At 72.9% G+C, this 23,361-nt stretch carries 19 protein-coding genes and 1 pseudogene; 12 read left to right on the forward strand and 8 right to left on the reverse strand.

Features of this window, described 5'->3' with window-relative positions; translation table 11 throughout:
- Positions 1-3 precede the first annotated feature (3 nt).
- Positions 4-456, reverse strand: a complete 453-nt coding sequence (locus tag ACWGIF_RS03285; RefSeq protein WP_453490268.1) for a MarR family winged helix-turn-helix transcriptional regulator — start codon at positions 454-456, stop codon at positions 4-6.
- A 133-nt stretch (positions 457-589) separates the two neighbouring features.
- On the opposite strand from ACWGIF_RS03285, the gene ACWGIF_RS03290 reads away from it, so the two are divergent.
- Both ACWGIF_RS03290 and mltG read left to right on the forward strand, forming a co-directional pair.
- The gene (locus tag ACWGIF_RS03290) at positions 590-2,452 is read left to right on the forward strand and encodes an ABC transporter ATP-binding protein (protein ID WP_453490271.1); all 1,863 of its coding nucleotides are present in this window, start codon (positions 590-592) and stop codon (positions 2,450-2,452) included.
- A 63-nt stretch (positions 2,453-2,515) separates the two neighbouring features.
- Positions 2,516-3,379 carry an endolytic transglycosylase MltG gene (mltG, locus tag ACWGIF_RS03295; RefSeq protein ID WP_453490274.1) on the forward strand — a complete coding sequence of 288 codons (864 nt, stop codon included), beginning with the start codon at positions 2,516-2,518 and terminating at the stop codon, positions 3,377-3,379.
- Between the two features lie 109 nt (positions 3,380-3,488).
- Here the strand turns inward: mltG and ACWGIF_RS03300 are convergent, their stop codons facing one another.
- The 4 genes and pseudogenes from ACWGIF_RS03300 to ACWGIF_RS03315 form a co-directional block, all read right to left on the reverse strand.
- Positions 3,489-4,565 carry an FAD-dependent oxidoreductase gene (locus ACWGIF_RS03300; protein WP_453490277.1) on the reverse strand — a complete coding sequence of 359 codons (1,077 nt, stop codon included), beginning with the start codon at positions 4,563-4,565 and terminating at the stop codon, positions 3,489-3,491.
- A gap of 104 nt (positions 4,566-4,669) precedes the next feature.
- Positions 4,670-6,067 carry a cytochrome P450 gene (locus ACWGIF_RS03305; RefSeq protein ID WP_453490280.1) on the reverse strand — a complete coding sequence of 466 codons (1,398 nt, stop codon included), beginning with the start codon at positions 6,065-6,067 and terminating at the stop codon, positions 4,670-4,672.
- 163 nt (positions 6,068-6,230) lie between these two features.
- Positions 6,231-6,907, reverse strand: a pseudogene (locus ACWGIF_RS03310) (HAD family hydrolase).
- 43 nt (positions 6,908-6,950) lie between these two features.
- Complete coding sequence (locus tag ACWGIF_RS03315) at positions 6,951-7,430, reverse strand: Lrp/AsnC family transcriptional regulator (RefSeq protein ID WP_453490283.1); 480 nt, start codon at positions 7,428-7,430, stop codon at positions 6,951-6,953.
- 244 nt (positions 7,431-7,674) lie between these two features.
- Between ACWGIF_RS03315 and ACWGIF_RS03320 the strand changes: the two genes are divergently transcribed.
- From ACWGIF_RS03320 to ACWGIF_RS03340, 5 genes are all read left to right on the forward strand, one after another.
- Positions 7,675-8,268 (forward strand): histidine phosphatase family protein, encoded by a 594-nt coding sequence (locus ACWGIF_RS03320; protein ID WP_453490286.1) that lies wholly within the window; start codon positions 7,675-7,677, stop codon positions 8,266-8,268.
- Between the two features lie 51 nt (positions 8,269-8,319).
- Complete coding sequence (locus ACWGIF_RS03325) at positions 8,320-9,828, forward strand: APC family permease (protein WP_453490289.1); 1,509 nt, start codon at positions 8,320-8,322, stop codon at positions 9,826-9,828.
- A gap of 9 nt (positions 9,829-9,837) precedes the next feature.
- On the forward strand, positions 9,838-10,266 hold the full coding sequence (locus ACWGIF_RS03330; protein ID WP_453490292.1) for a universal stress protein: 429 nt from the start codon (positions 9,838-9,840) through the stop codon (positions 10,264-10,266).
- Between the two features lie 80 nt (positions 10,267-10,346).
- Positions 10,347-11,420: a winged helix DNA-binding domain-containing protein gene (locus tag ACWGIF_RS03335; RefSeq protein WP_453490295.1), complete on the forward strand. Its 1,074-nt coding sequence runs from the start codon at positions 10,347-10,349 to the stop codon at positions 11,418-11,420.
- Positions 11,421-11,705: 285 nt separating this feature from the next.
- Positions 11,706-13,208, forward strand: coding sequence for an FUSC family protein (locus ACWGIF_RS03340; RefSeq protein WP_453490474.1), 1,503 nt, complete (start codon positions 11,706-11,708; stop codon positions 13,206-13,208).
- On the opposite strand, the gene ACWGIF_RS03345 is transcribed toward ACWGIF_RS03340, so the two are convergent.
- The gene (locus ACWGIF_RS03345; RefSeq protein WP_453490298.1) at positions 13,198-15,495 is read right to left on the reverse strand and encodes a HelD family protein; all 2,298 of its coding nucleotides are present in this window, start codon (positions 15,493-15,495) and stop codon (positions 13,198-13,200) included. The genes ACWGIF_RS03340 and ACWGIF_RS03345 overlap by 11 nt on opposite strands.
- 140 nt (positions 15,496-15,635) lie before the next feature.
- On the opposite strand from ACWGIF_RS03345, the gene ACWGIF_RS03350 reads away from it, so the two are divergent.
- The 3 genes from ACWGIF_RS03350 to ACWGIF_RS03360 all read left to right on the forward strand — a co-directional run bounded on the left by ACWGIF_RS03350 (position 15,636) and on the right by ACWGIF_RS03360 (position 18,712).
- Complete coding sequence (locus ACWGIF_RS03350) at positions 15,636-16,232, forward strand: GNAT family N-acetyltransferase (protein WP_453490301.1); 597 nt, start codon at positions 15,636-15,638, stop codon at positions 16,230-16,232.
- A 228-nt stretch (positions 16,233-16,460) separates the two neighbouring features.
- Entirely contained in the window at positions 16,461-17,597 is a 1,137-nt protein-coding gene (locus ACWGIF_RS03355; RefSeq protein ID WP_453490304.1) for a nitric oxide synthase oxygenase, read from the forward strand.
- Between the two features lie 53 nt (positions 17,598-17,650).
- Positions 17,651-18,712 carry a lactonase family protein gene (locus ACWGIF_RS03360; protein WP_453490307.1) on the forward strand — a complete coding sequence of 354 codons (1,062 nt, stop codon included), beginning with the start codon at positions 17,651-17,653 and terminating at the stop codon, positions 18,710-18,712.
- A gap of 101 nt (positions 18,713-18,813) precedes the next feature.
- On the opposite strand, the gene ACWGIF_RS03365 is transcribed toward ACWGIF_RS03360, so the two are convergent.
- Positions 18,814-19,728 carry a sirohydrochlorin chelatase gene (locus ACWGIF_RS03365; protein WP_453490310.1) on the reverse strand — a complete coding sequence of 305 codons (915 nt, stop codon included), beginning with the start codon at positions 19,726-19,728 and terminating at the stop codon, positions 18,814-18,816.
- Positions 19,729-19,971: 243 nt separating this feature from the next.
- Between ACWGIF_RS03365 and ACWGIF_RS03370 the strand changes: the two genes are divergently transcribed.
- The gene (locus ACWGIF_RS03370) at positions 19,972-20,649 is read left to right on the forward strand and encodes a uracil-DNA glycosylase (protein WP_453490313.1); all 678 of its coding nucleotides are present in this window, start codon (positions 19,972-19,974) and stop codon (positions 20,647-20,649) included.
- Positions 20,650-20,698: 49 nt separating this feature from the next.
- On the opposite strand, the gene ACWGIF_RS03375 is transcribed toward ACWGIF_RS03370, so the two are convergent.
- Positions 20,699-21,790: a WD40/YVTN/BNR-like repeat-containing protein gene (locus tag ACWGIF_RS03375; protein ID WP_453490316.1), complete on the reverse strand. Its 1,092-nt coding sequence runs from the start codon at positions 21,788-21,790 to the stop codon at positions 20,699-20,701.
- A 224-nt stretch (positions 21,791-22,014) separates the two neighbouring features.
- Between ACWGIF_RS03375 and ACWGIF_RS03380 the strand changes: the two genes are divergently transcribed.
- On the forward strand, positions 22,015-23,340 hold the full coding sequence (locus ACWGIF_RS03380; protein ID WP_453490319.1) for a wax ester/triacylglycerol synthase family O-acyltransferase: 1,326 nt from the start codon (positions 22,015-22,017) through the stop codon (positions 23,338-23,340).
- Positions 23,341-23,361 lie beyond the last annotated feature (21 nt).

A 23,361-nucleotide genomic window follows, 5' to 3' on the forward strand; every position in this document is an offset into this window, starting at 1 on the left:
TACTCAGCAGGTGCGCTCCGCCGGCGCGTCCGACAGGGCGTTCAGCAGGCCGCCGAGCACTTCGCGCTGGTCGGCGGTCAACGGAGCCAGGATCTCCTCCGCCGCGTCGGTTCGCGCGTTGCGCAGACGGCGCAGCGTGGCGCGGCCGGTGTCGGTGAGCTCGATCCTGATGACGCGGCGGTTCGCGGGGTCGGGCGCGCGCCGCACGCACGCGGCCGCCTCCAGGCCGTCCACCAGAGTGGTCACCGCGCGGGGGACGACCTCCAGCCGGGCCGCCAGATCCGCCATCCGGGGTGCCTGCTCTCCCTCGTAATGCGAGACCAGGCGCAGCAGCCGACCCTGGGCGGGAGTGATCCCGAGCGGCACCATGTGTCGCTTCTGGATCCGGTGGAGCCTGCGCGTCAGGCGCAGGAGCTGTTCGGCGAGGAGGCGATCGGTGTCGGAGGCGGAGCTCATGCGGGAACAATATCAGGAGGCCGTTCATTGTGAGTATAGGTAACAATGACCTGTGCTCCAATGGCAGCGACCCTGCCGAAACCGGCTCCGCGACGACTTCGACCCCTGACTTCCCGACCCCGAGAGGGTGCCCATGCCACACGACGAACCGAAGTGGACCCCATCGAAAGACCCCCTGGACCCACGCCGCCCCGCCCCGGCCGAGCAGCCGCGGGAACTGCGCCGGATCGTGGCCCTGTTCCGGCCCTACCGCGGCAGGCTCGCCGTCGTCGGCCTGCTCGTCGGCGCCTCCTCGCTGGTCGGCGTCGCCTCGCCGTTCCTCCTCAGGGAGATACTCGACGTCGCGATCCCGCAGGGCCGCACCGGGCTGCTCACCCTGCTCGTCCTCGGCATGATCCTCACCGCCGTCGTCACCAGCGTCTTCGGCGTACTCCAGACGCTGATCTCCACGACCGTCGGTCAGCGCGTCATGCACGACCTGCGCACCGCCGTCTACGCACAGCTGCAGCGGATGCCGCTGGCCTTCTTCACCCGGACCCGCACCGGAGAGGTGCAGTCCCGCATCGCCAATGACATCGGCGGCATGCAGGCGACCGTCACCTCCACCGCTACCTCGCTCGTCTCGAACCTGACGATCGTCATAGCCTCCCTGGTCGCCATGCTCGCGCTCGACTGGCGGCTCACCCTCGTCTCGCTGCTCCTGCTCCCCGTCTTCGTGTGGATCAGCCGGCGGGTCGGCCGCGAGCGCAAGAGGATCACCACGAAGCGGCAGAAGCAGATGGCCGCCATGGCCGCGACGGTCACCGAGTCGCTTTCGGTGAGCGGGATCCTGCTGGGCCGCACGATGGGCCGCTCCGAGTCACTCACCGCCGCCTTCTCCGCGGAGTCCGAGAAACTCGTCGACCTCGAAGTGCGCTCCAGCATGGCCGGGCGCTGGCGGATGTCCACCATCGGCATCGTCATGGCCGCGATGCCCGCGCTCATCTACTGGGCCGCCGGTATCGCCCTCCAGACCGGCGCCCCCTCGCTCTCCGTCGGCACCCTCGTCGCCTTCGTGACCCTCCAGCAGGGCCTCTTCCGGCCCGCCGTGAGCCTGTTGTCGACCGGCGTGCAGATACAGACCTCGCTCGCGCTGTTCGCCCGCATCTTCGAGTACCTCGACCTGCCGGTGGACATCACCGAACGCGCCGAGCCGATACGGCTGGAGCGGGCCCGGGGCGAGGTCAGGCTGGAGGACGTGCACTTCGCGTACGACGCGAAGAACGGTCCGACGCTCTCGGGCATCGACATCACGGTCCCGGCCGGCGGCTCCCTCGCCGTCGTCGGCCCGACCGGCTCCGGCAAGAGCACGCTCAGCTACCTCGTGCCCAGGCTCTACGACGTGACCGGCGGACGGGTCGCCCTCGACGGGGTGGACGTGCGCGACCTCGACTTCGACTCGCTGGCCCGCTCCATCGGCGTGGTCTCCCAGGAGACCTACCTCTTCCACGCCTCGGTCGCGGACAACCTGCGCTTCGCCAAACCGGACGCCACCGACGAGGAGATCGTCGAGGCGGCCCGCGCGGCCCAGATCCACGACCACATCACGTCCCTGCCCGACGGGTACGACACCCTGGTCGGCGAGCGGGGCTACCGCTTCTCCGGTGGCGAGAAGCAGCGCCTCGCCATCGCCCGCACCATCCTGCGGGACCCGCCGGTGCTGATCCTCGACGAGGCCACCAGCGCCCTGGACACCCGTACCGAGTACGCCGTTCAGCAGGCCATCGACAACCTCTCGGCGGGTCGCACCACCATCACCATCGCGCACCGCCTCTCCACCGTCCGCGACGCCGACCAGATCGTGGTCCTGGACGCGGGCCGGATAGCCGAGCGCGGCACCCACGAGGAGCTGCTCAAGGCGGACGGCCGGTACGCCGCCCTGGTACGCCGGGACCGGGACGCCACGCTGGCGCCGGAGCCGCCCGAGGAGGTCCAGCTGGCTCCGGTGAATGTGTGACCGTATGACCGGCGCACCGGTTGGGTGCCGGAAATCTGGCGTTTTGCAGGGTAGCGTTCCCGTATGCGTCATGAGTACCGGCCGCCGCAGCGCCGTTCCCGGCTCACCCGCCGGGGCCGGCTGGCACTCTTCTTCGGCACGCTGCTCGCGCTGGGTGCGGCAGTCCTGATCCCGATGCTGCGGGGCGGGGAAGTGCCCGAGAAGCCACGCCGGTTGGTGATCCCCGAGGGCTGGCGGGCCACCCAGGTGTACGCCGCGATCGACCGCGAGCTGAAGCTCCCGCCCGGATCCACGAAGTCGGCGGTGGCCACCGCCGGGCTGGACCTGCCCGCGGAGGCCAAGGGGAACCCGGAGGGCTACCTCTTCCCGGCGACGTACCCGGTGACCTCGAAGTCCACCCCGGCCACCCTCCTCGCGTACATGGTGCGCACCGCGAACGAGAAGCTCGCCACCAAGGCCGTCGCGGACGGCGGCAAGGCCCACGGGATGACCCCCTACCAGACGGCCACGCTGGCCAGCGTCATCGAGGCGGAGGCCGAGGGCCGCGCCGACATGGGCAAGGTCGCACGGGTGGTGCACAACCGGCTGGCGAAGTCGATGCCGCTCCAGATGGACTCCACCATCAACTACGCGCTGAACCGCAACACCGTGGACACCACTCTGAACGAGACGCGGATCGACAGCCCCTTCAACACCTACGAACGCCAGGGACTGCCGCCCACCCCGATCGACAGCCCGGGATTGCAGGCCATGGCAGCCGCGGTCGCGCCGACTCCCGGCGACTGGTTGTTCTTCGTCACCGTCAAGCCGGGGGACACCCGCTTCTCGGCGACGTACGAGGAGCACAAGAAGCACGTGGCGGAGTTCAACAGGAACCGCGCCCACGCCGGTTCCCGTGCAGCCCAGGGGGCTGCAGCCGGGAAATGAGCGGCGCAGTGACCCGGATCGGTCCTACGAGGGCGTGCGCGGCCGGCACCCCGGACCGGGAGTTTCCCGTCGAGGCGCCGGGGCCGGGCTGACGGCCCCGCGGGCCCCGTCAGGCCGCGGGCGAACCCGCCTGCTCGCGGGTCAGCAGCCGGCGGATCTCGCGGACCGCCGCGCCGCCCGCCCGGTTGGCGCCGACGGTCGACGCCGAGGGGCCGTATCCGACGAGGTGGATCCGCTCGTCGCGCACGGCCCGGGTCCCCTCGACCCGGATGCCTCCGCCGGGCTCGCGCAGGCGCAGCGGGGCCAGGTGGTCGACGGCGGCACGGAAGCCGGTGGCCCACAGGATGACGTCCGCGTCCACGCGGCTCCCGTCCGCCCACACGGCGCCCGTGGGGGTGATCCGGTCGAACACGGGCCGGCGGTCCAGCACGCCCGAGTCCAGACCCGCCCGGACGGCGTCGTTCAGCGGGAGTCCCGTCACGCTGACCACGCTCTGCGGCGGCAGGCCCCGGCGCACCCGCTCGTCCACCAGGGCCACCGCGGCCCGGCCCTCGGCCTCGCCGAAGCTCCCGTCACGGAAGACCGGGGGCCGCCGGGTCGCCCAGGTGGTCTGCGCCGCCACCTCGGCGATCTCCAGCAGGTGCTGCACCGCCGAGGTGCCGCCGCCCACGACGATCACCCGGGCGCCGGCGAACTCCTGCGGCCCCGGGTAGTTCGCGGTGTGCAGCTGGCGGCCGCGGAAGGTCTCCTGACCCGGGTAGCGCGGCCAGAACGGCCGGTCCCAGGTCCCGGTGGCGTTGATCAGGACCCGGGCCGACCAGATGCCGGCCGAGGTCTCCACGCGCAGTCGTCCGCCGTCCACCTCCCGTACGGCCGACACGTCCACGGGACGCCGGACGTGCAGACCGAAGTGGTCCTCGTACGCGGCGAAGTACTCCCCGATCACCTGGGACGACGGCCGCAGCGGGTCGGCGCCCGTCAGCTCCATCCCGGGCAGGGCGTGCATCCCGTGGACCCTTCCGTACGTGAGCGAGGGCCAGCGGAACTGCCAGGCCCCGCCGGGGCGGGGCGAGCGGTCCAGGACCACGTGGTCGAGCCCCGCCCGGGTCAGGTGGTAGGCGCTGGACAGCCCCGCCTGGCCGGCGCCGACGACCGCCACGTCCACGTTCCACGTCAGATTGTTCACGGTTCTACTAACTTGCGAAGGCTGCGAGATCTTCCCGTGACCCGTGACCCGTGACCCGTGACCCGTGCCCGCGCCCGTGGCCCGGGGCCATTGCCGCTGTCGGCTCAGGGCTTGAGCGAGCCGTACGCCGCCGCCGGTTCCGGCAGGCCGGTGCGGCGCAGCGTCGCCGTGACCGGCCCGGACGGCTGCAGGGTGAGCCCCGGGAAGACCCCGGCCCGCTCGCTCCCGCTGTCCAGGTGGAACCGCCGTCCCAGCACGGCCAGTACGAGCGCGGCCTCCACCAGCGCGAACCGCGCCCCCAGGCAGGCCCGCGGGCCGCCACCGAAGGGAAACCAGGCGTGCTCGGGCACCGGATGGGGAGCATCCGCGTCCCACCGCTCAGGGCGGAAGGCCTCCGGGTCCGGGAACCAGCGCTCGTCCCGGTGCATCGACCAGGGGCTGATCCACACCGCCGTCCCCGCCGGTACCGCCCGCCCGCCGATGCTCGCGCCCTCCGTTGCCACGGCCGAGATCAGCCAGATCGGCGGATAGATCCGCAGCGCCTCCTTGACCACCTGCCGGGTCCACGGCAGCCGTGCGTAGTCCTCGTACGTCGGAAGGCGTCCGCCGAGAACCCGGTCCAGCTCCTCCGTCAGCCGAGCCCGCGCCTCGGGCGCCCCCGACAGCAGCTGCCAGGCCCAGGTCAGGGTGGTCGACGTGGTCTCGTGGCCACCGATGTACAGGGTGATCGACTCGTCCCGCAGCTCCTTGCGGGACAGCGGGCCGCCGTGTTCGTCGCGGGCCGCGAGCAGCCGGCTCAGCAGGTCGTCCCGTTCCAGGCCGGCCGCCGAGGCCGCTTCGTGCTCGCGTATGACGTGCTCGATCTCCCGGTCGAGGACCGCCACTGCCTCCCGCATCCGGCGCCGCCCGGCCGTGCGCACCCACGGTGGCAGGAACAGCGTCAGTCCCCTGAACCCCGCGCCCAGTTCCCGCTGAGCCGTGGCCATGGCGGCGCTGATGGGCGCCTCCCGGCCGGCGGCGTCGCTCCCGAACAGCGTGCGCACTGCGATCCGCTGGGTGAGGCCGGCCATCTCCCGGTGCACGTCGATCCGCGTGCCCTCGCGCCAGCCGCCGGCCAGCGCGTCCGCGCACTCCACCATCGTGGCGGCGTACGACCGCACTTGCCGCGGCCGCACGGCCGGCTGGACCAGGGCCCGTTTGCGCCGCCAGTCGTCCCCGGTGGCGACGACCACCCCGTCGCCGAGCAACTGGTGGAAGGCCCAGCCCAGTTCCATCGGCTTGAAGGTGGACTCGACGGCGCCGAGCAGTTCGGCTGCGTGCTCGGGCCGGGAGACCAGGACGTTGCGCTGCGGGCCGAGCGCCCAGGGCACCCAGTCCCCGTAGTCGTCGCGCAGGGACTCGAAGAAGGCCAGTGGATCGCGGGCGAAGGCGGGCAGGTTCCCGAGCAGGGGCCACCGGCGCGGTCCGCCGTCCCGGGTGCCCTGGGGCAGGGTCGCGGTCACGCTGGCATGGTGACAGCAGCCTCCGCACGGCGCCAGAGTGCGGACCGGGCCGTTCACGGGCTCGCCCCGCGGCGCCCTGCGACGGGCAGGCCGAACAGGCCGATCAGGCGGTCAGGCGTTCCGTCAGGTGGTCAGGCGGTCAGGCGTTCCGCCAGGCGGTTCGTCACGTCGTCCGGCGCGCACTCAGCCAGTCGTACGCCGCGTCCGCGCTGAACTCCGGCTGCCCGCCCGGGAAGAGGAGCCCGACGGACGCGAAGGCCGGGTCGTCGGCGATGTCGGCCACGTACGGGACCGCGATGCAGTCCATGCCCGCAGCGCGGGCGACCAGCGCCCCCGGCGTCGCGTCCTCGACGACCACGCAGTCGGAGGGCTCGGCGCCGAGCCGGCGGGCCGCCTCCAGGAACACGTCCGGAGCGGCTTGCCGTGCGCGACCTCCTCGGCGGAGACCACGGTGTTCAGCAGCGCGTCCAGCCCGGTGCCCTCCAGTACGGCGTCGATCGCCTCGCGCGAGGAGCCGGAGGCCACCGCCATGGGCACGCCCTCGGCGTGCAGCCGCTCGACGAACTTGCGCATCTGCGGGAAGACCTCGGTCCGGGTGCGGGCCAGTTCCAGATAGGCGGCGTTCTGTTCCGCCGGCAGCCGTTCGACCGGCGCATGGATCCCGTACCGGTCCTTGAGGATCTCCAGCGTCTCCAGGGTGCCTACGCCGATGAAAGGGGAGTGCTGCTCCCACGTGAAATCGCGGAGCCCGTGCCTCTCCAGGGTGCGGCGCCCGGACTCGTAGTAGTTCGGTTCGCTGTCCACGAGGGTGCCGTCGAGATCGAATATGACGGAAGTCATCCGTTGCCCGCCCTGCTACTTGTGGCCCGTACCGGCCATCCTGTCAGGCTTTGCGGGCATTTCGGCCCACGGATTCGACCAGCGGCAGCAGCCGGTGCGGGACCCGCTCGCGCAGCGCCACCTCCGTGCGGGTGCGGACCACGCCCGGCAGCTGGATCAGCCGCTGGATCACGTCCTCCAGATGCGCGTTGTCCCGGGCGGCCACACGGGTCAGCAGGTCCCCGCCGCCGGTGATCGAGAAGGCCTCGATGATCTCCGGTACGGCGGCCAGCGCGTCGCCCACGTCGTCCAGATGCCCCTGGGTGACCTCGATGTGCACGAAGGCCAGCACCGGATGCCCCAGCGCGGCGGGGGAGAGCACCGGCCCGGTCCCGGTGATCACGCCCGTGCGCTCGAGCCGGTCCAGCCGGGCCTGCAGCGTGCCGCGCGCGACGCCGAGGATCCGGGCGTACTCGCGGACGCTGGTGCGCGGCTGCTCGATCAGCAGGCGCAGGATTCTGGTGTCGAGCTCGTCCACCGCCATGGCGCGACTGTACCAATGGCCCAGTCCACCGGGACGGTTCCGGGCCGGAGGCCTGTCCGGCTGGCCTGGCCTGGGCTGCCCAGGCCAGGCCGTGCGGCCGATCGCCATGCCGATCGCATCGCCGGCGCAAGACCCACCACTGCCCCGAATGCGCTGTGACGCACGTACGCCCCGTGACGCCCGCCGGTGACACGCCCACCGGGTCCGCCCGCGCCGGCATGCCGGAGGGAATAGGGTCCGAGGGGTGAGCGACCTGTTGCTGGTGAGGCACGGCGAGACCGAGTGGAGCGCGAACGGGCGGCACACCGGACGCACCGACGTTCCGCTGACCGCGCGCGGGGTCGAGGAGGCCATCTCACTGGCGTCCTTCTTCCAGGACCGGCGCCCGGCCCTGGTGCTGACCAGCCCGCTGCGCCGGGCCGCCGCCACGGCAGACCTCGCGGGGCTCGCCGGCGCGGGCACGGACCCCGATCTGTACGAGTGGGACTACGGCGGCTACGAGGGCGTCACGACCGAGGAGATCCGGCGGACCACGCCGGACTGGTCCCTGTGGACCCACGGCGTCCCGCCCGGCGACGCCGAGCACCCCGGTGAGAGCGCCGCCCAGGTGGGCGTGCGCGCGGACCGCGCGCTGGACCGGGTCGCCCCCGTACTCCGCGCGGACGGCGGCGACGTGGTGCTCGTCGCCCACGGCCACTTCCTGCGCGTCCTCACCGCCCGCTACCTGGGACTGGAACCCGAGGACGGCCGGTTGTTCCTGCTGCGCACCGCCACCGTCAGCACGCTCTCCACGGAACACGCCCTCCCCGTCATCGCGGGCTGGAACACCCGCCCCTGACAGCGGCCGCTTCGCCTCGCGCGCCGGTGCGCCGTGCGTGACCATTCGTACATGGCCCACGACAGTGCAGGTGACGGACCCGGGACGGAGATCCACGACGAAGGGCTCAAGGCCAACGCGATCGGCTTCCTCGACGCACTGGTGATCGGCCTGAACTCGACCTCGCCGGCCTACTCCCTGGCCGCCGTCCTCGGTCCGATCGTGGCCCTCGTCGGGATCTACGCGCCCGGCGTGATGCTGGCCTCCTTCGTCCCGATGCTGCTCATCGCCGCCGCCTTCTACTACCTGAACAAGGTCGACCAGGACTGCGGGACGACCTTCTCGTGGGTGACCCGGGCCATGGGCCCCTGGGCGGGCTGGCTCGGCGGCTGGGCGATCGCCATGACGGGCGTGCTGGTCATCGGCTCGCTGGCGGACGTCGCCGTCAACTTCGGACTGCTCGCCCTCGGACTGGACGACTGGGCCGCCAACGCCTGGATCCGGCAGGGCCTCACCGTCGCCGTGATCCTGGCCATGACCGCGATCTGCGTCATCGGCACCGAGCTCTCGGCCCACCTGCAGGACATCCTCATCCTCGCGCAGGTCTTCTTCCTCCTGGCCTTCGCGGTGGTCGCCATCTCCCGCATCTACGCCGACACCAGCACCCTCGAGGCGATCGAGCCGTCCGTCACCTGGCTCAACCCCTTCGGAGCCGGTGGCGCCGCCCTCACCGGCGGACTGCTGCTCGGCGTGTTCATGTACTGGGGCTGGGAGTCCGCGGTGAACCTCACCGAGGAGGTCGAGAACTCCGCCACGGCGCCCGGCAAGGCCGGAATCTGGTCGACGGTGATCCTGCTGGTCACCTATCTGTCCGTGTGCTTCGCGGTCGTCGGCTACGCGGGCACCGCCTTCCTCGCCGAGAACGCGGCCGAGGAGGAGGCCATCTTCGCCGTGCTCGCCCACGAGGTCATGGGCGGCTGGGACTGGGTCGTGCTCCTCGCCGTCTGCACCTCCGCCCTCGCCTCCACCCAGACCACGATCATCCCCGCCTCCCGCACCGCCCTGTCCATGGCCCGCCGGCACGCGCTGCCGCCACCGCTCGCACACATCCACCCCCGCTTCCGGACGCCGGACGTCAGCACGTGGTGGGTGGCCGGCATCGCCATCGGCTGGTACCTCGTCGTCAACCAGATCAGCGAGAACGCGCTCCTGGACTCGCTCACCGCGCTCTCCCTGCTCATCGCCTTCTACTACGCGCTCACCGGCCTGGCCTGCGCCGTCTACTACCGCCGCCACCTGCTCGAGAGCGCCCACAACCTGCTGCTCATCGGCGTGGGCCCAGTGGTCGGGGCGGGACTGCTGATCTGGCTCCTGGTGGAGTCGATCGGCGACATGTCCGACCCCGAGAACTCGGCGAGCGGCGTTTCCTGGCTCGGGCTCGGCCCGCCGCTGGTCATCGGGCTCGCGATCGCCGTCGTCGGCGTACTGGTGATGTGCTTCTGGCGGGTACGGGACGGCAGGTTCTGGCAGGAGCGGCGGGGCGTGGTCGACCCGGCCCTCGTCCACGCCCCGAAGCAGTGAGGAGTCTTGATGTCCGTGGTCCTCGGATACGACGAGTCGCCCGGCGCGGAACGGGCCCTGTACGTGGCGCTGGAGGTGGCCACCGCCTTCGGCGAGCCGCTCGTCCTCGTCTACGGGGCGGCCGCCCCGGGTGCCACCGGTGAGGAGTACCGCGCCCACAGGGAAGCCGTCCGCCAGGCGGGCCGCAGCGCGCTCGCGCACGCCGTCGAGGAGGCCGACGCCGCCGGTGTCCCGTCGACGGTCGAGGTGGTCGACGAGAAGCCGGCCCAGGCCCTGCTGGACGCCGCCGAGCGTCACCGCGCCCGGGTCATCATCGTCGGCAGCTGGGGCGACAGCCCGATGCGCGGCGCCCTGCTCGGCTCGACCCCGCACAAGCTCCTGCACCTGTCGCCGGTCCCGGTGCTGTGCGTACCGACCGAAGGCGGGCCCGTCCGCTGAAGGAGAGGGGCCCCCGGTGCGGCTGCCCCCGTGAAACCATCTTGGTGCGCCTGCCGCGGCCCGGCTGGAAGACTGGCCCCGTGGAACGACGCACGGCCGACCGGCTGCTCAGGGCGCGCGCACAGGCCGTAGGGGGCGACGTCCGGGAGGACTCGGTCGCCTCCGTCCTCGGCCGGGTGCTGGCCGTGCAGGCCCAGGACCTGCCCGCCGCCGAGCTAGGGCTGCGGGTGCGGGCCAGCGGGCTGACCCGGGACGCGGTGCGGCGGGCCACCGACACGGAACGCACCGCCGTTCGCGGCTGGTTCATGCGCGGAACCCTCCAGCTCGTGCCGGCCGCCGACGCCCGGTGGATGCTGGCCCTCCTCGGCCCGGTCCACCTCGCCCTCGCCGCCCGGCGGCTGCGCGAACTCGACCTGGACGAGGGCCTGTGCGTGCGCTCGGAGCAGCTCATCGCCGACGCCGTCGACGGCGAGGGGCCCCTGACGCGCGCGCAGCTCACCGACCGCCTCACCACCCTCGGCGTCGACCCCGGGGGGCAGGCCGCCTTCCACCTGATCCGCCGCGCGGCGCTGGCAGGCCGCATCTGCCACGGACCGCAGCGGGACGGCGAGGCCACCTTCGTCCTCCTCGACGACTGGCTGCCCGCCACCGGACCCCTGCCCTTCACCGGAGCGGCCGCCGAACGGGAACTCGCGCGGCGCTACCGCCTGGCACACGGACCCTCCGACGCCCTGGACTTCGTCCACTGGTCGGGGCTCAAGACCACGACGGGCCGAAACGCATGGGCCGCCGTACCGGACCCGGGGCCCGAGACCCCGCCCTCTCCCGCCGGCCCCGACGTACGGCTGCTGCCGGCCTATGACAACTACCTCGTCGGCTACCGGGGCCGGGAACTGTCGGTGCCCGCGGAACACGAACGCCGGGTGTGGCCGGGAGGCGGGCAGATCCGGGCCACCGTGCTCGTCGACGGCCTGGCCGTCGGCACCTGGTCGGGAGGCCGCCGCGGGGCGCCTGTGACGGTGGAGCCTTTCGCCGGGGCCGGGCCCCCGACCCCCGCAGTGGCCGCCGGGATCGCCATAGAGTGCGCCGACGTCGCACGCTTCTGCGCCGACACCTCTCGCCCGTCCGGCGGCGTCCGCCACGGTGTGTCCTAGGCCCCCGGATCCCGCACTGGTCCGTTGGCCGGTCCGTGGCCGAGGAGTGGGGGCCACAGGTGTGCCAATGGCTCACATCCGACAGGTCGAGTTGAGCCAGTGGGCCCACAGGTGCTTATCTGTGGTGTACCCATTTACTTGTGGCGCCGCGCGGCGCCGGACGGCAACGAGGCCGATTCCGGAGCGCGGCGCCTTCGCCGTGCCCGCCTGCCGCCCACCACCCCCGGGCGGCGCCGGGCCGGCGCGCATCACCTGCAAGGGGGGCGGCACACCGCCGTGAAGAGGATGTTCGTGGCTCCGGATCCGGGGCGAATGAGACTCAGGACCTCGGCCCGCGCCGTGATCGGCGTCGCCGCCGCCGTCGCGCTCGCCGAGCTCTGCGGTCTCTCCCTGACCGCCTCCATCACCGGAGGACTCGCGGCCCTGCTCGCCCTCTTCACCGTCACCGACGCGACCGTGCGCCGCCAGACGGTCACCACCGCCCTGCTGCCGGCCGCCGGATTCCCGGTCCTGGCCCTCGCCACCACCTTGCACGGAGTGACCCCCGCCCGGGACGCGGCCTTCGTCCTCGTCGTCTTCTGCGGGGTCTACGCCCGCCGCTGGGGCCCGCGCGGACACTCACTCGGCATCTTCGCGTTCATGAACTTCTTCATCACGCAGTTCCTGCACGCCGTCCCCGCCCAGCTCCCGGAGCTGTACGCCGCCGTGGGCCTCGCCCTGGCCTCCGCCGGCGCCGTGCGGTTCCTGCTCTGGCCCATCGAGCGGCGCACTCCGCCGCCCGCCGCCCCCGCGCCGCTGCCCGGGCGGGGCCTGGCCCGGCCCACCACCCGCCAGGCCTTCCAGGCGACCGCCGCGTGCGCCGTGGCCCTCGCCATCGGGCAGGTGCTCTCCGAGGATCGCTGGTACTGGGCCGTCGGCACGGCCTGGTGGATCTTCGTCAACACCGCCTCGCGCGGCGAGACCCTCGTACGGGGCTTCCGCCGGGTGCTCGGCACCGTCGTCGGCGTCGCCGCCGGCGTGCTGATCGCCATCCCGCTGAACGGCGCCCCCGCGCCCACCGCCCTGCTCGTCGCCGCGTGCATCTTCGCGATCTTCTACACGGCGGCGGTCTCGTACAGCTGGATGATCCTCGCGGTCACGCTCATGGCCGGGCTGCTCTACGGGCTGCTGGGGGTGCTGGACCCCGGCCTGCTCGTGCTGCGCCTGGAGGAGACGGCCGTCGGCGCGGTGTGCGCCGCGCTGGCCGTCGTCCTCGTGCTGCCGGTCACCACCCACGCCACGAACGACGCCTGGATCCAGCGCGCGCTGCACTGCGTTCACGCGGCCACGGCCCAGGCCACCGCCCGTCTCGCAGGCTCCCCGACGGCCGATCCCGCACCGCACGCGGCCGAGCTGGAGACCCTGCTGGCCCGGGTCCGGATGGCACTCGCCCCGCTGGTCCACCCGCTCAGCCCGTTCCGCGCCCGCAAGGCCCGCGCCGGACAGGTCATCGCGCTGCTGGACGACTGCGCCCGCGAGGTACGGGGCCTGGTGGCCGTCGCGGCCGACCCGGATGCGAGCCACGACGCCCGCCTCGCCGCGGCCTGCTGGCGCGTCGAGACGGCGGTGGAGGCGCTGACTGCGGACGGGCGGGGACCGGACGCGTCCGGCGCGGCGCGCGACAACGTGCCGGACGCGGCGGTCACCGAGCCCGCCCTCGCCCACCTGCAGAGTCTGGAGCGGGCGCTCGCCGAACTCGCCACCCCGCTGGGCACCGACCCGCGGGCGCCGTTCGTCGTCAGCGCCTGAGCAGCCCGTCCCCGGCCCCTGCCAGCCCCGTCGGCAGCCGGCCGGGGGTGTGCACCACCCCCAGGGCCTGGGTGGCCCGGGTCAGCGCCACGTACAGGTCGCTCGGCCGCAGGTCGGCCGGCTCCACCACGATGACCGTGTCGAACTCCAGCCCCTTGGCCTGCCGCGGATCCAGCAGGACCACATCCCGGGTCAGATCCGGCTCGGCGCCCGCCCGTACCCCCGGCAGCACGGCGGCCAGCGCCGCGTGCCGCGCAGGCGGCGCGATCACCGCGAGCCGTCCCTCGGCCGGCACCTCGCGTTCCACGGCCTCGGCGACCGCCTGCGCGAGGTCCCCGGTCGCGTGCGCCCACGGCCGCACCCCGGTCGCCCGTACCGAACGCGGCGGTTCGAAGCCGGGATCGAGCCCCCGCAGCACGGCCGCCGCCACCTCCATGATCTCGGCCGGCGTGCGGTAGTTGACCCCCAGCCGGACAAGCTCCCAGCGCCCGCCCACGTACGGGGCCAGGATCTGCTCCCAGCCGCCGCAGCCCGCCTCGTCGGCGGTCTGCGCCGGATCGCCGACCAGTGTCATCGACCGGGTCGGACAGCGCCGCATCAGCAGCCGCCACGCCATCGGGGACAGCTCCTGCGCCTCGTCCACGATGACGTGCCCGAAAGCCCAGGTGCGGTCGCCCGCCGCCCGCTCGGCCGTGCTGCGGTGGTCCGCCTCCTCCTGGCGCTCGGCCATCCGCTCGGCGTCGATGATGTCGTGGGCCGCGAGGAACTCGTTCTCCTCGTCCTCGAACTCGTACGACTGCGAGCCCGCGGACACGTTCAGCACGCCCTGGGCGTACGCGATGCGCTGCTGCCGCTGCCGTTCCTCGGCGGCGCGCCGGGCGCTGTCGTCCTCTCCCAGCAGTTCTGCCGCCTCGTCCAGCAGCGGCACGTCGGCCGGGGTCCAGTCCGGCCGTGCCGACGGCGCGCGCCGGATGAGCCACGCCTCGTCCGCGGGCAGGTGCGTGGGGTCCGCCAGGAAGTCGGTGATCAGCTGCTCGGGGGTGAGCGAGGGCCACAGCGAGTCGATCGCCGCGTGCACGGCCGGGCTCATCGCGATCTCCTTGCCGAGCTGGGCGACGTCGTCGGGGCCCAGCAGGTTGGGACCGCCGTACGGATCGGCGCCCAGCCGGTCGGCGAGCTGCGCGGTGAGGGCGTCGATGATCCGGAACGCGAAGGAGGGGCGCGCCTGGTTGTGCGGCAGCCCGGTGGCCCGGGCCCGGTCCCGCGCCTCGTACGCCATCGTGCGGTCCAGCAGCAGCGTCCCGTAGTCGTCGTGGTCGATCTCCAGCGCCGGCTCGGGGACCGTGTCGTACTCCTCGCCGGTGTCCCGCGGCACGGTCTCCGGCAGGCACTGCCGGTCGGCCACGACACGGGCGAGGACCTCCGCCATCGCGGCCCGGCCCTTCACCGCGGCGGCCCCGGGACGGTCGGTGCCGGTGGCGTGGACGCCGGGGAAGAGCTCGCCGGGGCTGGAGAGCAGCACGCCCGTCTCGCCGAGCGCGGGGAGCACCCCGCCGATGTAGCCCAGGAACGCGGGGCCGGGTCCGACGATCAGCACGCCGCGCTTGGCCAGCAGCTCCCGGTGGGCGTACAGCAGGTACGCGGCGCGGTGCAGCGCGACCGCGGTCTTGCCGGTGCCGGGGCCGCCCTCGACGACGAGCACCCCGCGGTGCGTGGAGCGGATGACCCGGTCCTGCTCGGCCTGGATGGTGCGCACGATGTCGTGCATGCGGCCGGTCCGGGCGGCGTCGAGCGCGGCGAGCAGCACGGCGTCCGCGTCGGCGCCCTCGTACCCGGTGCGCTCCGCGTCGGTCAGGTCGAGGATCTCGTCGTGCAGGGCGGTGACCACGCGCCCCCGGCTGCTGATGTGGCGACGGCGCCGCAGCCCCATGGGCGTATGGCCGGTGGCGAGGTAGAACGGGCGGGCCACCTCCGCGCGCCAGTCCAGGACCAGGGGCGTGCGTTCCGCGTCGTCCGCGCGGATTCCGATCCGGCCGATGTGGTGGTCACCGCCGTCGGAGAACTCCAGACGGCCGAAACAGAGGCCGTTCTCACCCGCATTCAGAGCGGAAAGCAGGCCGGACTGCTCGGCGACCAGGACATCCCGCTCCAGACGTGCCTGAGCACCGTTCCCGACTTCACGCAAAGCCCCCTCCATTGCGCTTTCCGCCTGGTCACGCAGATGGTCGAGGCGTAGGTAGAGGTCGGTGACGAATTGCTGCTCTTTCCGGAATTCCTCGGTTGACAATTGCACTCCTGCCGCGATACAGTGTCCTCGAAAGCTTCTTCATGTCTTCGATTCAGCGAAGTCGTGAACCAATTAATATACTCTCCTTCTTCCCTCGGCACTGAATTCCGCCGGGGGATTTTTTGCGTACCGTGGATCCCATGACCACCGCACACGGCTCCGCCGACGGCATCGTCTACCGCCTCGCCCGCCCGGAGGACGCCGGCGCCATCGAGGCCCTTGACGGCTCCTTCACCACCGCCACGGTCTTCGAGGTGTCCGCCTCCGGCGCCGGTGCCGGCTTCGGCGGCTTCCTGCTCCGCGAGGTCCCCGTGGACCCGCCCGTGCACAAGGTGTTCCCGCCCGAAGAGCACGACGAGCAGGGCTCCGGCGGCGCCGCGGGCCTGGATGTGGAAGCGGACGCGCGCACTTTCGTGGCGCTCGACGGCGGCGAGCTGTGCGGTTTCGCCGCCGTCGGCTACGCCGCGTGGAACCGGCGGCTGACGATCGAGGACATCGAGGTCTCGCCCGCTCACCGGGGCCGCGGCATCGGCCGCGCGCTGATCGAGTGCGCGGCGGAGTTCGCCCGCGAACGGGGCGCGGAACACCTGTGGTTGGAGGTCAGCACGGTCAACGCCCCCGCCGTACACGCCTACCGGCGCATGGGCTTCGACTTCTGCGGCCTCGACACCACCCTGTACGGTGGTACGCCCTCCGCCGGTGAGCAGGCGCTGTACATGAGCCGCCCCTGCCGCTGACCCCTCGCGCCACGCCTCGTTCGCACGCTCAACTCCGGGACAGCGCCGGATCGTACGCCCTTGCACCCCCTGCCCGCAGTCGGATGCGCGAGGACCACTCGGAGGAGTGTTACCGGCCCGCCAACCCCACGGCGCTGACCTGCGGCAGGTACAACGGGTAATTGTTTATTGCACATTCATCCGGCACGTACAGGGTGGATCTGGTGGGACAGGGGGTAACCGCCCGGAATGGAAATTCTTCAACAGCGCTCCACCACCGCTCAAGTGTGGGAAGCGGCCGAGGAGTTCATCCGACTCTTCCACCGGGAGAACGCGGACGCAGGTGATCCGCGGGCGCGGCTCGCCGCCGTACGGGCCGAGCTCGCGGAGACCGGCAGCTACGTGCACACCCCCGAGGAGCTGGTCCACGGGACGCGCGTCGCCTGGCGCAACAGCAACCGCTGCATAGGCCGGCTCTACTGGAACTCGCTGCGGGTCCGCGACCGCCGCGAGCTGACCGACGCCGACGGCATCGCCGCCGAGTGCTTCGAGCACCTGCGCGAGGCGACCAACGGCGGGCGCGTCAGACCCACGATCACGGTCTTCGCACCCGACACCCCGGACCGCCCGGGGCCGCTGATCTGGAGCGAGCAGCTCGTCAGGTACGCCGGCTACGGCGACCACCCGTCGATAACCGTCGGCGACGCCCGCAACGCGCCGCTCACCGGGGCCCTGCTGGAGCTGGGCTGGCCCGGCGGCGCCGGCACCCCCTTCGACCTGCTTCCGCTGGTCGTCCAGGGCGTCGACGACAAACCCCGCTGGTTCGACACCCCCGCGGACGCCGTCCTGGAGGTGCCGATCGACCACCCCGACGGCGACGGCTGGGCGGACTGGGGCCTGCGCTGGCACGCCGTGCCCGCCATCTCCAACATGTGCCTGGAGATCGGCGGCCTGCACTACCCGGCCGCCCCGTTCAACGGCTGGTACATGGGCACGGAGATCGGCGCCCGCAACCTCGCCGACACCGACCGGTACAACCTCCTGCCCGCCGTCGCCCGCCGCCTGGGTCTGGACACCTCCAGCGACCGCTCCCTCTGGAAGGACCGCGCGCTCGTCGAGCTCAACCGGGCGGTCCTGCACTCCTTCGACCGCGCAGGGGTCACCATCGCCGACCACCACAGCGAGTCCCGGCGCTTCCTGTCCCACATGGAACGGGAGCAGCGCAAGGGGCGCGAGGTGGGCGCGGACTGGTCCTGGATCGTGCCGCCGATCTCCGGCTCCGCGACGCCCGTCTTCCACCGCACCTACGAGGACCGCCCGAGCAGTACGGCGTACGTCCACCACGCCGGCGCTCAAGAGCGGGCCCGGGGGCGGGATTTGGTCTAGACCTTCTGTTACCGTCGGTTCCGAACGATCCGACAGCGGTGAGAGGGGCTTTTGTGGACGGCGCGAGCTCGGACCGAAGCGGCGTACACCGGGCCTACGTCGGCTCGTTCACCTCGGGGGGCGGCCGCGGTGTCACCACCGCGGCCGTGAACCCGGAGACCGGAGCGCTGACCCCGCTCTCGGTCACCGCCGCCGAGGACCCGTCGTACCTCGCCGTCGCCCGGGACACCGGTCTGCTCTACGCGGTGAACGAGACCGAGGAGGGCAGCGTGACCGCCTTCCGGCCCACGGTCGAGGGGCTCACCCCCCTCGGTGCGGCCGTCCGCGTCGGGGGCTCCGGACCCACCCACCTCAGCATGGCCGGCGGCCGGCTGTTGACCGCCAACTACACCTCAGGGAGCCTCAGCAGCCTCCCGCTCGCCGCCGACGGCAGCCCGGGCGGGCCTGTCCACGTCCTGGCGCACCGGGGATCCGGCCTCGACGCCGACCGGCAGGACGGCCCGCACGCCCATCAGGTGCTGCCCGACCCGACCGGCCACTGGGTGCTCGGCGTGGACCTCGGCACCGATGCGGTACGGGTCTGCGCCCTCGACCCGGCGACCGGAGCGCTGCGGGTGCACGCCGAGACGGCGCTGAGAGCCGGGACCGGACCCCGGCAGCTGGCCTTCCATCCGGACGGTGCGGTGGCCTACGTCCTGCACGAACTGGAGCCGCAGATGACCGTCTGCCGCTGGAACGGGGCGTCGGGGCGACTGGAACCGGTCGGCGAGGTTCCGCTGGCCTCCGCGGGTCCTTCAGAGGCCGTGCGGGCCTATCCCTCGGCGATCGTCACCTCGCCCGACGGCAGGTTCCTCTGGGCGGCCGTCCGCGGCACCGACGTCATCGTCACGTTCTCCCTCGCCGACGGCGACGAGAAGCCGCGCCGGATCGGAGTCGTGGACTGCGGCGGCGAATGGCCGCGCGATCTTGCCGTCGACCCCTCGGGGCGCCGGCTGTACGCGGCCAACGAGCGCTCGGGGAACGTCACGTGGTTCGACGTGGACCCGCTCTCCGGGCAGCCGCGCAGGGCCGGCTCGGTGGTCGTGCCCGCGGCCGCCTGCGTGGTCTTCGGCTGACGCGCGCACGGGCGGGTCAGGCGACCGGGGGCCGCGAAATGGGCCCCCGCCGGCCACCGGAGACCCGGGTGGCGGGGGCCCTTTCCGTCGCGTCGGACGGGTCAGTGTGCAGAGGCGCCCTGGGTGATGCCGAGGGCCGCGGCGTACTGCGCGACGGCCAGCTTGCCGAGCGCCGGGTAGGCGCCGAGCACCTCGGCGGTGGCGCAGTCGGCCTCCTTGCACGCGGTGTCCAGCAGACCCTCGGCCGCCTCGGGGCCGATCAGGTACGGGGCGAGCGCCAGCTGGGTGGAGCCCTCGCGGCGCAGCTGCTCGGCGATCGAGGCCACCGAGCCCTCCTCGTCGAGTGCGGCGGCCTTGACCGGCACGGCGAGGCGGGCCGCGAGCAGCATGCCCGTGATCCCGGCGGCCTGTACGGCCTCCTCGCCACCGGTGGTGGCCAGGACGATGCCGTCGGCGGCGGTGGTCACCGTGAAGAGGCGGGCGCGGTCGGCGCGGGCCAGGCCCGCCTCCGACAGCCGCACGTGCAGGCCCTCGGCGAGCAGCGGGTGCGGACCGAGTACGTCGGCCAGCTCGGCGGCGGCCGAGGAGTCCATCAGGGCCTGGCGCATCCGGCGGAGAAGGTCGCCGTCCGGACCGGCCAGCAGTGGCACGACCACGGCGTCGGGGCCGGTCGGCGCGGGCACCTCGTGGCCGGCGGCGCGGGCGAACTCCGCGCGCGCGGCACGCTCGGTCGCGACGGCGGTCAGCACGCCCGACAGGGACGGGAACTCGGAGGCGTCGTCACCGTCGAGGAAGCCGATCCGGGCGTCGAGGCCCGGCAGCTCGGAGCGGCCGATGCTGATGATCTCTTCCGCCAGCCCACGCGAGGCGGCAGAGGGGGCACCGGGCACGGCGAGCACCAGCGCGGGCGCGCCCTCGGGCGCCACCGCGGGCTCGGGCCGGCGGTGCCGTCCGGTCTGGCGGGGTCGCGGCATTCGTACGGGCAGGCCATTTGCGGGCCCAGTGGGGGAGCTCATGGCGCCGCATGCTACTGGCTTATCGGCGCGGGGTGTTCGGGCAGGGCCTTCTCCGGCGGCATCTGTCCACATTTATCCGGTGAATAGCAGATACGATCAACTGACGGACGGCAAGCGTCAGTTTACGTACAGTGCACACAGGCGGACGCCTCCGCGCCCGGGCCGAGGGTGGGTTCCGAGTGATTCGATCATGAGCGGGGGGCGTGCACCCCCGTACGCCGTGCGCCAGTAGAGTGACGCGTTGTGGCAGCTCTTCCGTTGAACCAACTTGTCGAGCCCGGATGGGCGAACGCGCTGGAACCCGTGGCCGGGCGTATCGCCGCGATGGGTGACTTCCTGCGAGCGGAGATCGCGGCCGGCCGCACCTATCTGCCGGCCGGAGCGCACGTCCTGCGCGCGTTCCAGCAGCCGTTCGACGAGGTGCGGGTCCTGATCATGGGGCAGGATCCGTATCCGACCCCGGGCATGGCCATCGGACACAGCTTCGCGGTCGCGCCCGAGGTCCGCCCGCTGCCCGGCAGTCTGGAGAACATCTTCCGGGAACTGCACACGGATCTCGGACTGCCCCGCCCTGCCAACGGTGACCTGACACCGTGGACCCGGCAGGGAGTGCTGCTGCTGAACAGGGCGCTGACCACCGCGCCCCGCAAGCCGGCGGCCCATCGGGGCAAGGGCTGGGAGGAGGTGACGGAGCAGGCCATCCGCGCCCTGGTCGCGCGCGGCAAGCCGCTGGTGTCCGTGCTGTGGGGGCGTGACGCACGCAATCTGCGGCCGTTCCTCGACGGCTTCCCGGCGATCGAGTCCGCCCATCCGTCCCCGATGTCCGCGGACCGCGGCTTCTTCGGGTCGCGGCCGTTCAGCCGCACCAACGAGCTTCTGATCCGTCAGGGCGCACAGCCGGTGGACTGGCAGCTGCCCTGACCCGCCGGCGTCCCGCAGCCGTCGAGGACGCTCGACGGGGCCTGAGCGCTCACCGCTCCAGGGTGGCCGCCCGTACGCACAGGACGTCCGGCAGGTGCTCGGTCAGCAACTGCCAGCTCTCGCCGTCGTCATGGCTGGCGTACAGCTCGCCGTTGCGATTGCCGAAGTAGATCCCCGCCGGGTCCGCGTCGTCCGTACACAGTGCGTCCCGCAGTACCGTGCCGTAGTGGTCCCCGGCCGGGAGCCCGCGCGTCAGCGGTTCCCAGCTGGCGCCCGCGTCCCGGGTGCGGAAGACCCGGCACCGGTGCTCGGCGGGGACCCGGTCGGAGTCGGCGTTGAGCGGGAAGACGTAGGCGGTGTCCGGCCGGTGCGGATGGGCGGCCACCGCGAAGCCGAAGTCGGAGGGCAGCCCGCCGCCGATGTCGGTCCAGCGGGCGCCCGCGTCGTCGCTGCGGTAGACGCCCCAGTGGTTCTGCAGGTACAGCCGGTCCGTGTCCCCGGCATCCTGGGCGATCTTGTGCACGCACTGGCCGAACTCGGGGTGCGGATCCGGCAGGAACACCGCCGAGACCCCGTCGTTGGACGGGCTCCAGCTGGCCCCGCCGTCCTTCGTCCGGAACACGCCGGCGGTGGAGACGGCCACCGTCACCGCGTCCGGGTCGCGGGGGTCGGTGATCACGGTGTGCAGGCCCTCACCGCCGCCGCCCGGCTGCCACTTCCCACGGCTCGGGTGCTCCCACAGCGGGCGGACCAGTTCGAAGGACTCGCCCCGGTCCGTCGAACGGAACAGCGCGGCCGGCTCCGTCCCCGCGTACACGACGTCCGGGGCCTCGGGCCCGGCCGGCTGGAGCTGCCAGACCCGCTCCAGCGAGGCGCCGGTGTCCTGGGGGAACTTCACCGCGGCCGCGGCGGGTTCCCGCCAGGTCACCCCGAGGTCGTCGGAGCTGAAGACGGACGGTCCCCAGTGCGTGCTGTCCCCGCCGACCAGCAGCCGGGGCGCGGGGCCCCGCCGGTCGACGGCGACCGCGTAGATCGCCTGGGCGTTGAAATGGGGTCCGCCGAACTCCCAGGGCGCGCCGTTGCGGCGACGGCCGATGAAGAGTCCTTTACGGGTACCCACGAGCAGCAGTACGTCGGCCATGGCCGGCACCTCCGGGCCTCGTCGTCCTGTAGGTCTTTCCTTGCAGAGCTTTCTTTTCGGCCAGTCTGCACCCGCCCACCGACAGTGGCCCGGCGGACCGCGCGGAGTTCGTGCACAGGTGATCGGCATCGATCATTTACGGCAACGGAATGATTGCTACTTGCATGTAGGTGTTTGCAATGGGTTGACTTCGGGCCACTGTCGCTGCACCCGAGAGGACCTATGTGGCCACCGAGCGCCTTTCCCCGCTCGACCTCGCCTTCTGGCGGATCGAATCCGCCGACCATCCCATGCATCTCGGCGCCCTCGCCGTCTTCGGCGCCGCGGCAGGCCGTGCCTCAAGCGCCGCCGAGCACGCCGCCGACCTGCTCGCCGTCCGCTGCGCCTCCGTACCGGGGCTGCGCCGCCGGATCCGCGACGTGCTGCTGCCGGTCGGCGCGGCCGCCTGGTCGCCCGACCCCGGCTTCGACCCGGCGCGGCACGTCTTCCTCGTCCGCACGGAGTCCGCCGACCCGCACGCCGCCGCCGGGCCGCTGATGGCCCGCCCGCTGGACCGGGGGCTCCCGCCGTGGGAGGCGCACGTGCTGGCCGGGCCGGACCCGGACTCCTTCGCGGTTCTCTTCAAGTTCCACCACGCCCTCGCCGACGGCCTGGGGGCGCTCGCCCTGGCGGCCACCCTGTTCGACGAGGGGCCGGCCCCGCGGGCGCCCGCGCGCCCGGTCCCCGAGCAGCGGGCCGGCTCTCCCCTGCGCCGGCTCCCCGGGGCCCTGGCCGCCCGCGTCCAGGACGTCGGCCAAGCCCTGGAGATCGGCGCCGCCGTGGCACGCGCCGGCCTGCCGCTCGCAGTCCCCGCTGCCCTCACCGCAGACCCTGCCGCTCCAGGGCCCCGGGCCGTCGCCGGCCTCGCCCTGGATCTGGACGAGGTCAACCTGGTCCGCAAGGCCGCCGGCGGCACCGTCAACGACGTGCTCATCTCCGTGGTCGCCGGGGCGCTGCGGCGCTGGCTGGAGGAGCGGGGCGATCCCGCGCCCGCCGGACCGGGACCTCGCGCCCTCATTCCGGTCTCCCGCCGGGGCAGACCCGGCGCCGGCGGCGGGAACCGGCTCTCCGGCTACCTCCTGCGACTGCCGCTCGCCGAGCGCGACCCGCTGCTCCGGCTGGACCGGGTCCGGGCGGCCATGGACCGCAACAAGGACGCCGGACCCGCCCGAGGCGCGGGGGCCGTCGCCCTGCTCGCCGACCACGTCCACCCGCTCGGCCACCGGCTCGGGGGGCCGCTCGTCGCCCAGGCCGCCCGGCTGCTCTTCGACATCCTGGTCACGAGCGTCCCGCTGCCCGGCCTGACCTTCTCTCTCGGCGGCAGCCGGGTCCGGGAGGTCTATCCGTTCGCCCCGCTGGCCCGCGGGCAGTCGCTGGCCGTCGCTGTCTCCACATACAAGGGGACGGTCCACTACGGCCTGGTCGCCGACGCCGGCGCCGTCCCGGACCTGCCCGCGCTGGCCGGGGCGCTGCGTACAGAGCTCGACGTGCTTGTACGAGAAGTCTCGTAGTACGAGGAAGTTCGTAGTATG

The organism is Streptomyces sp. NPDC054849 (genome assembly GCF_053610945.1).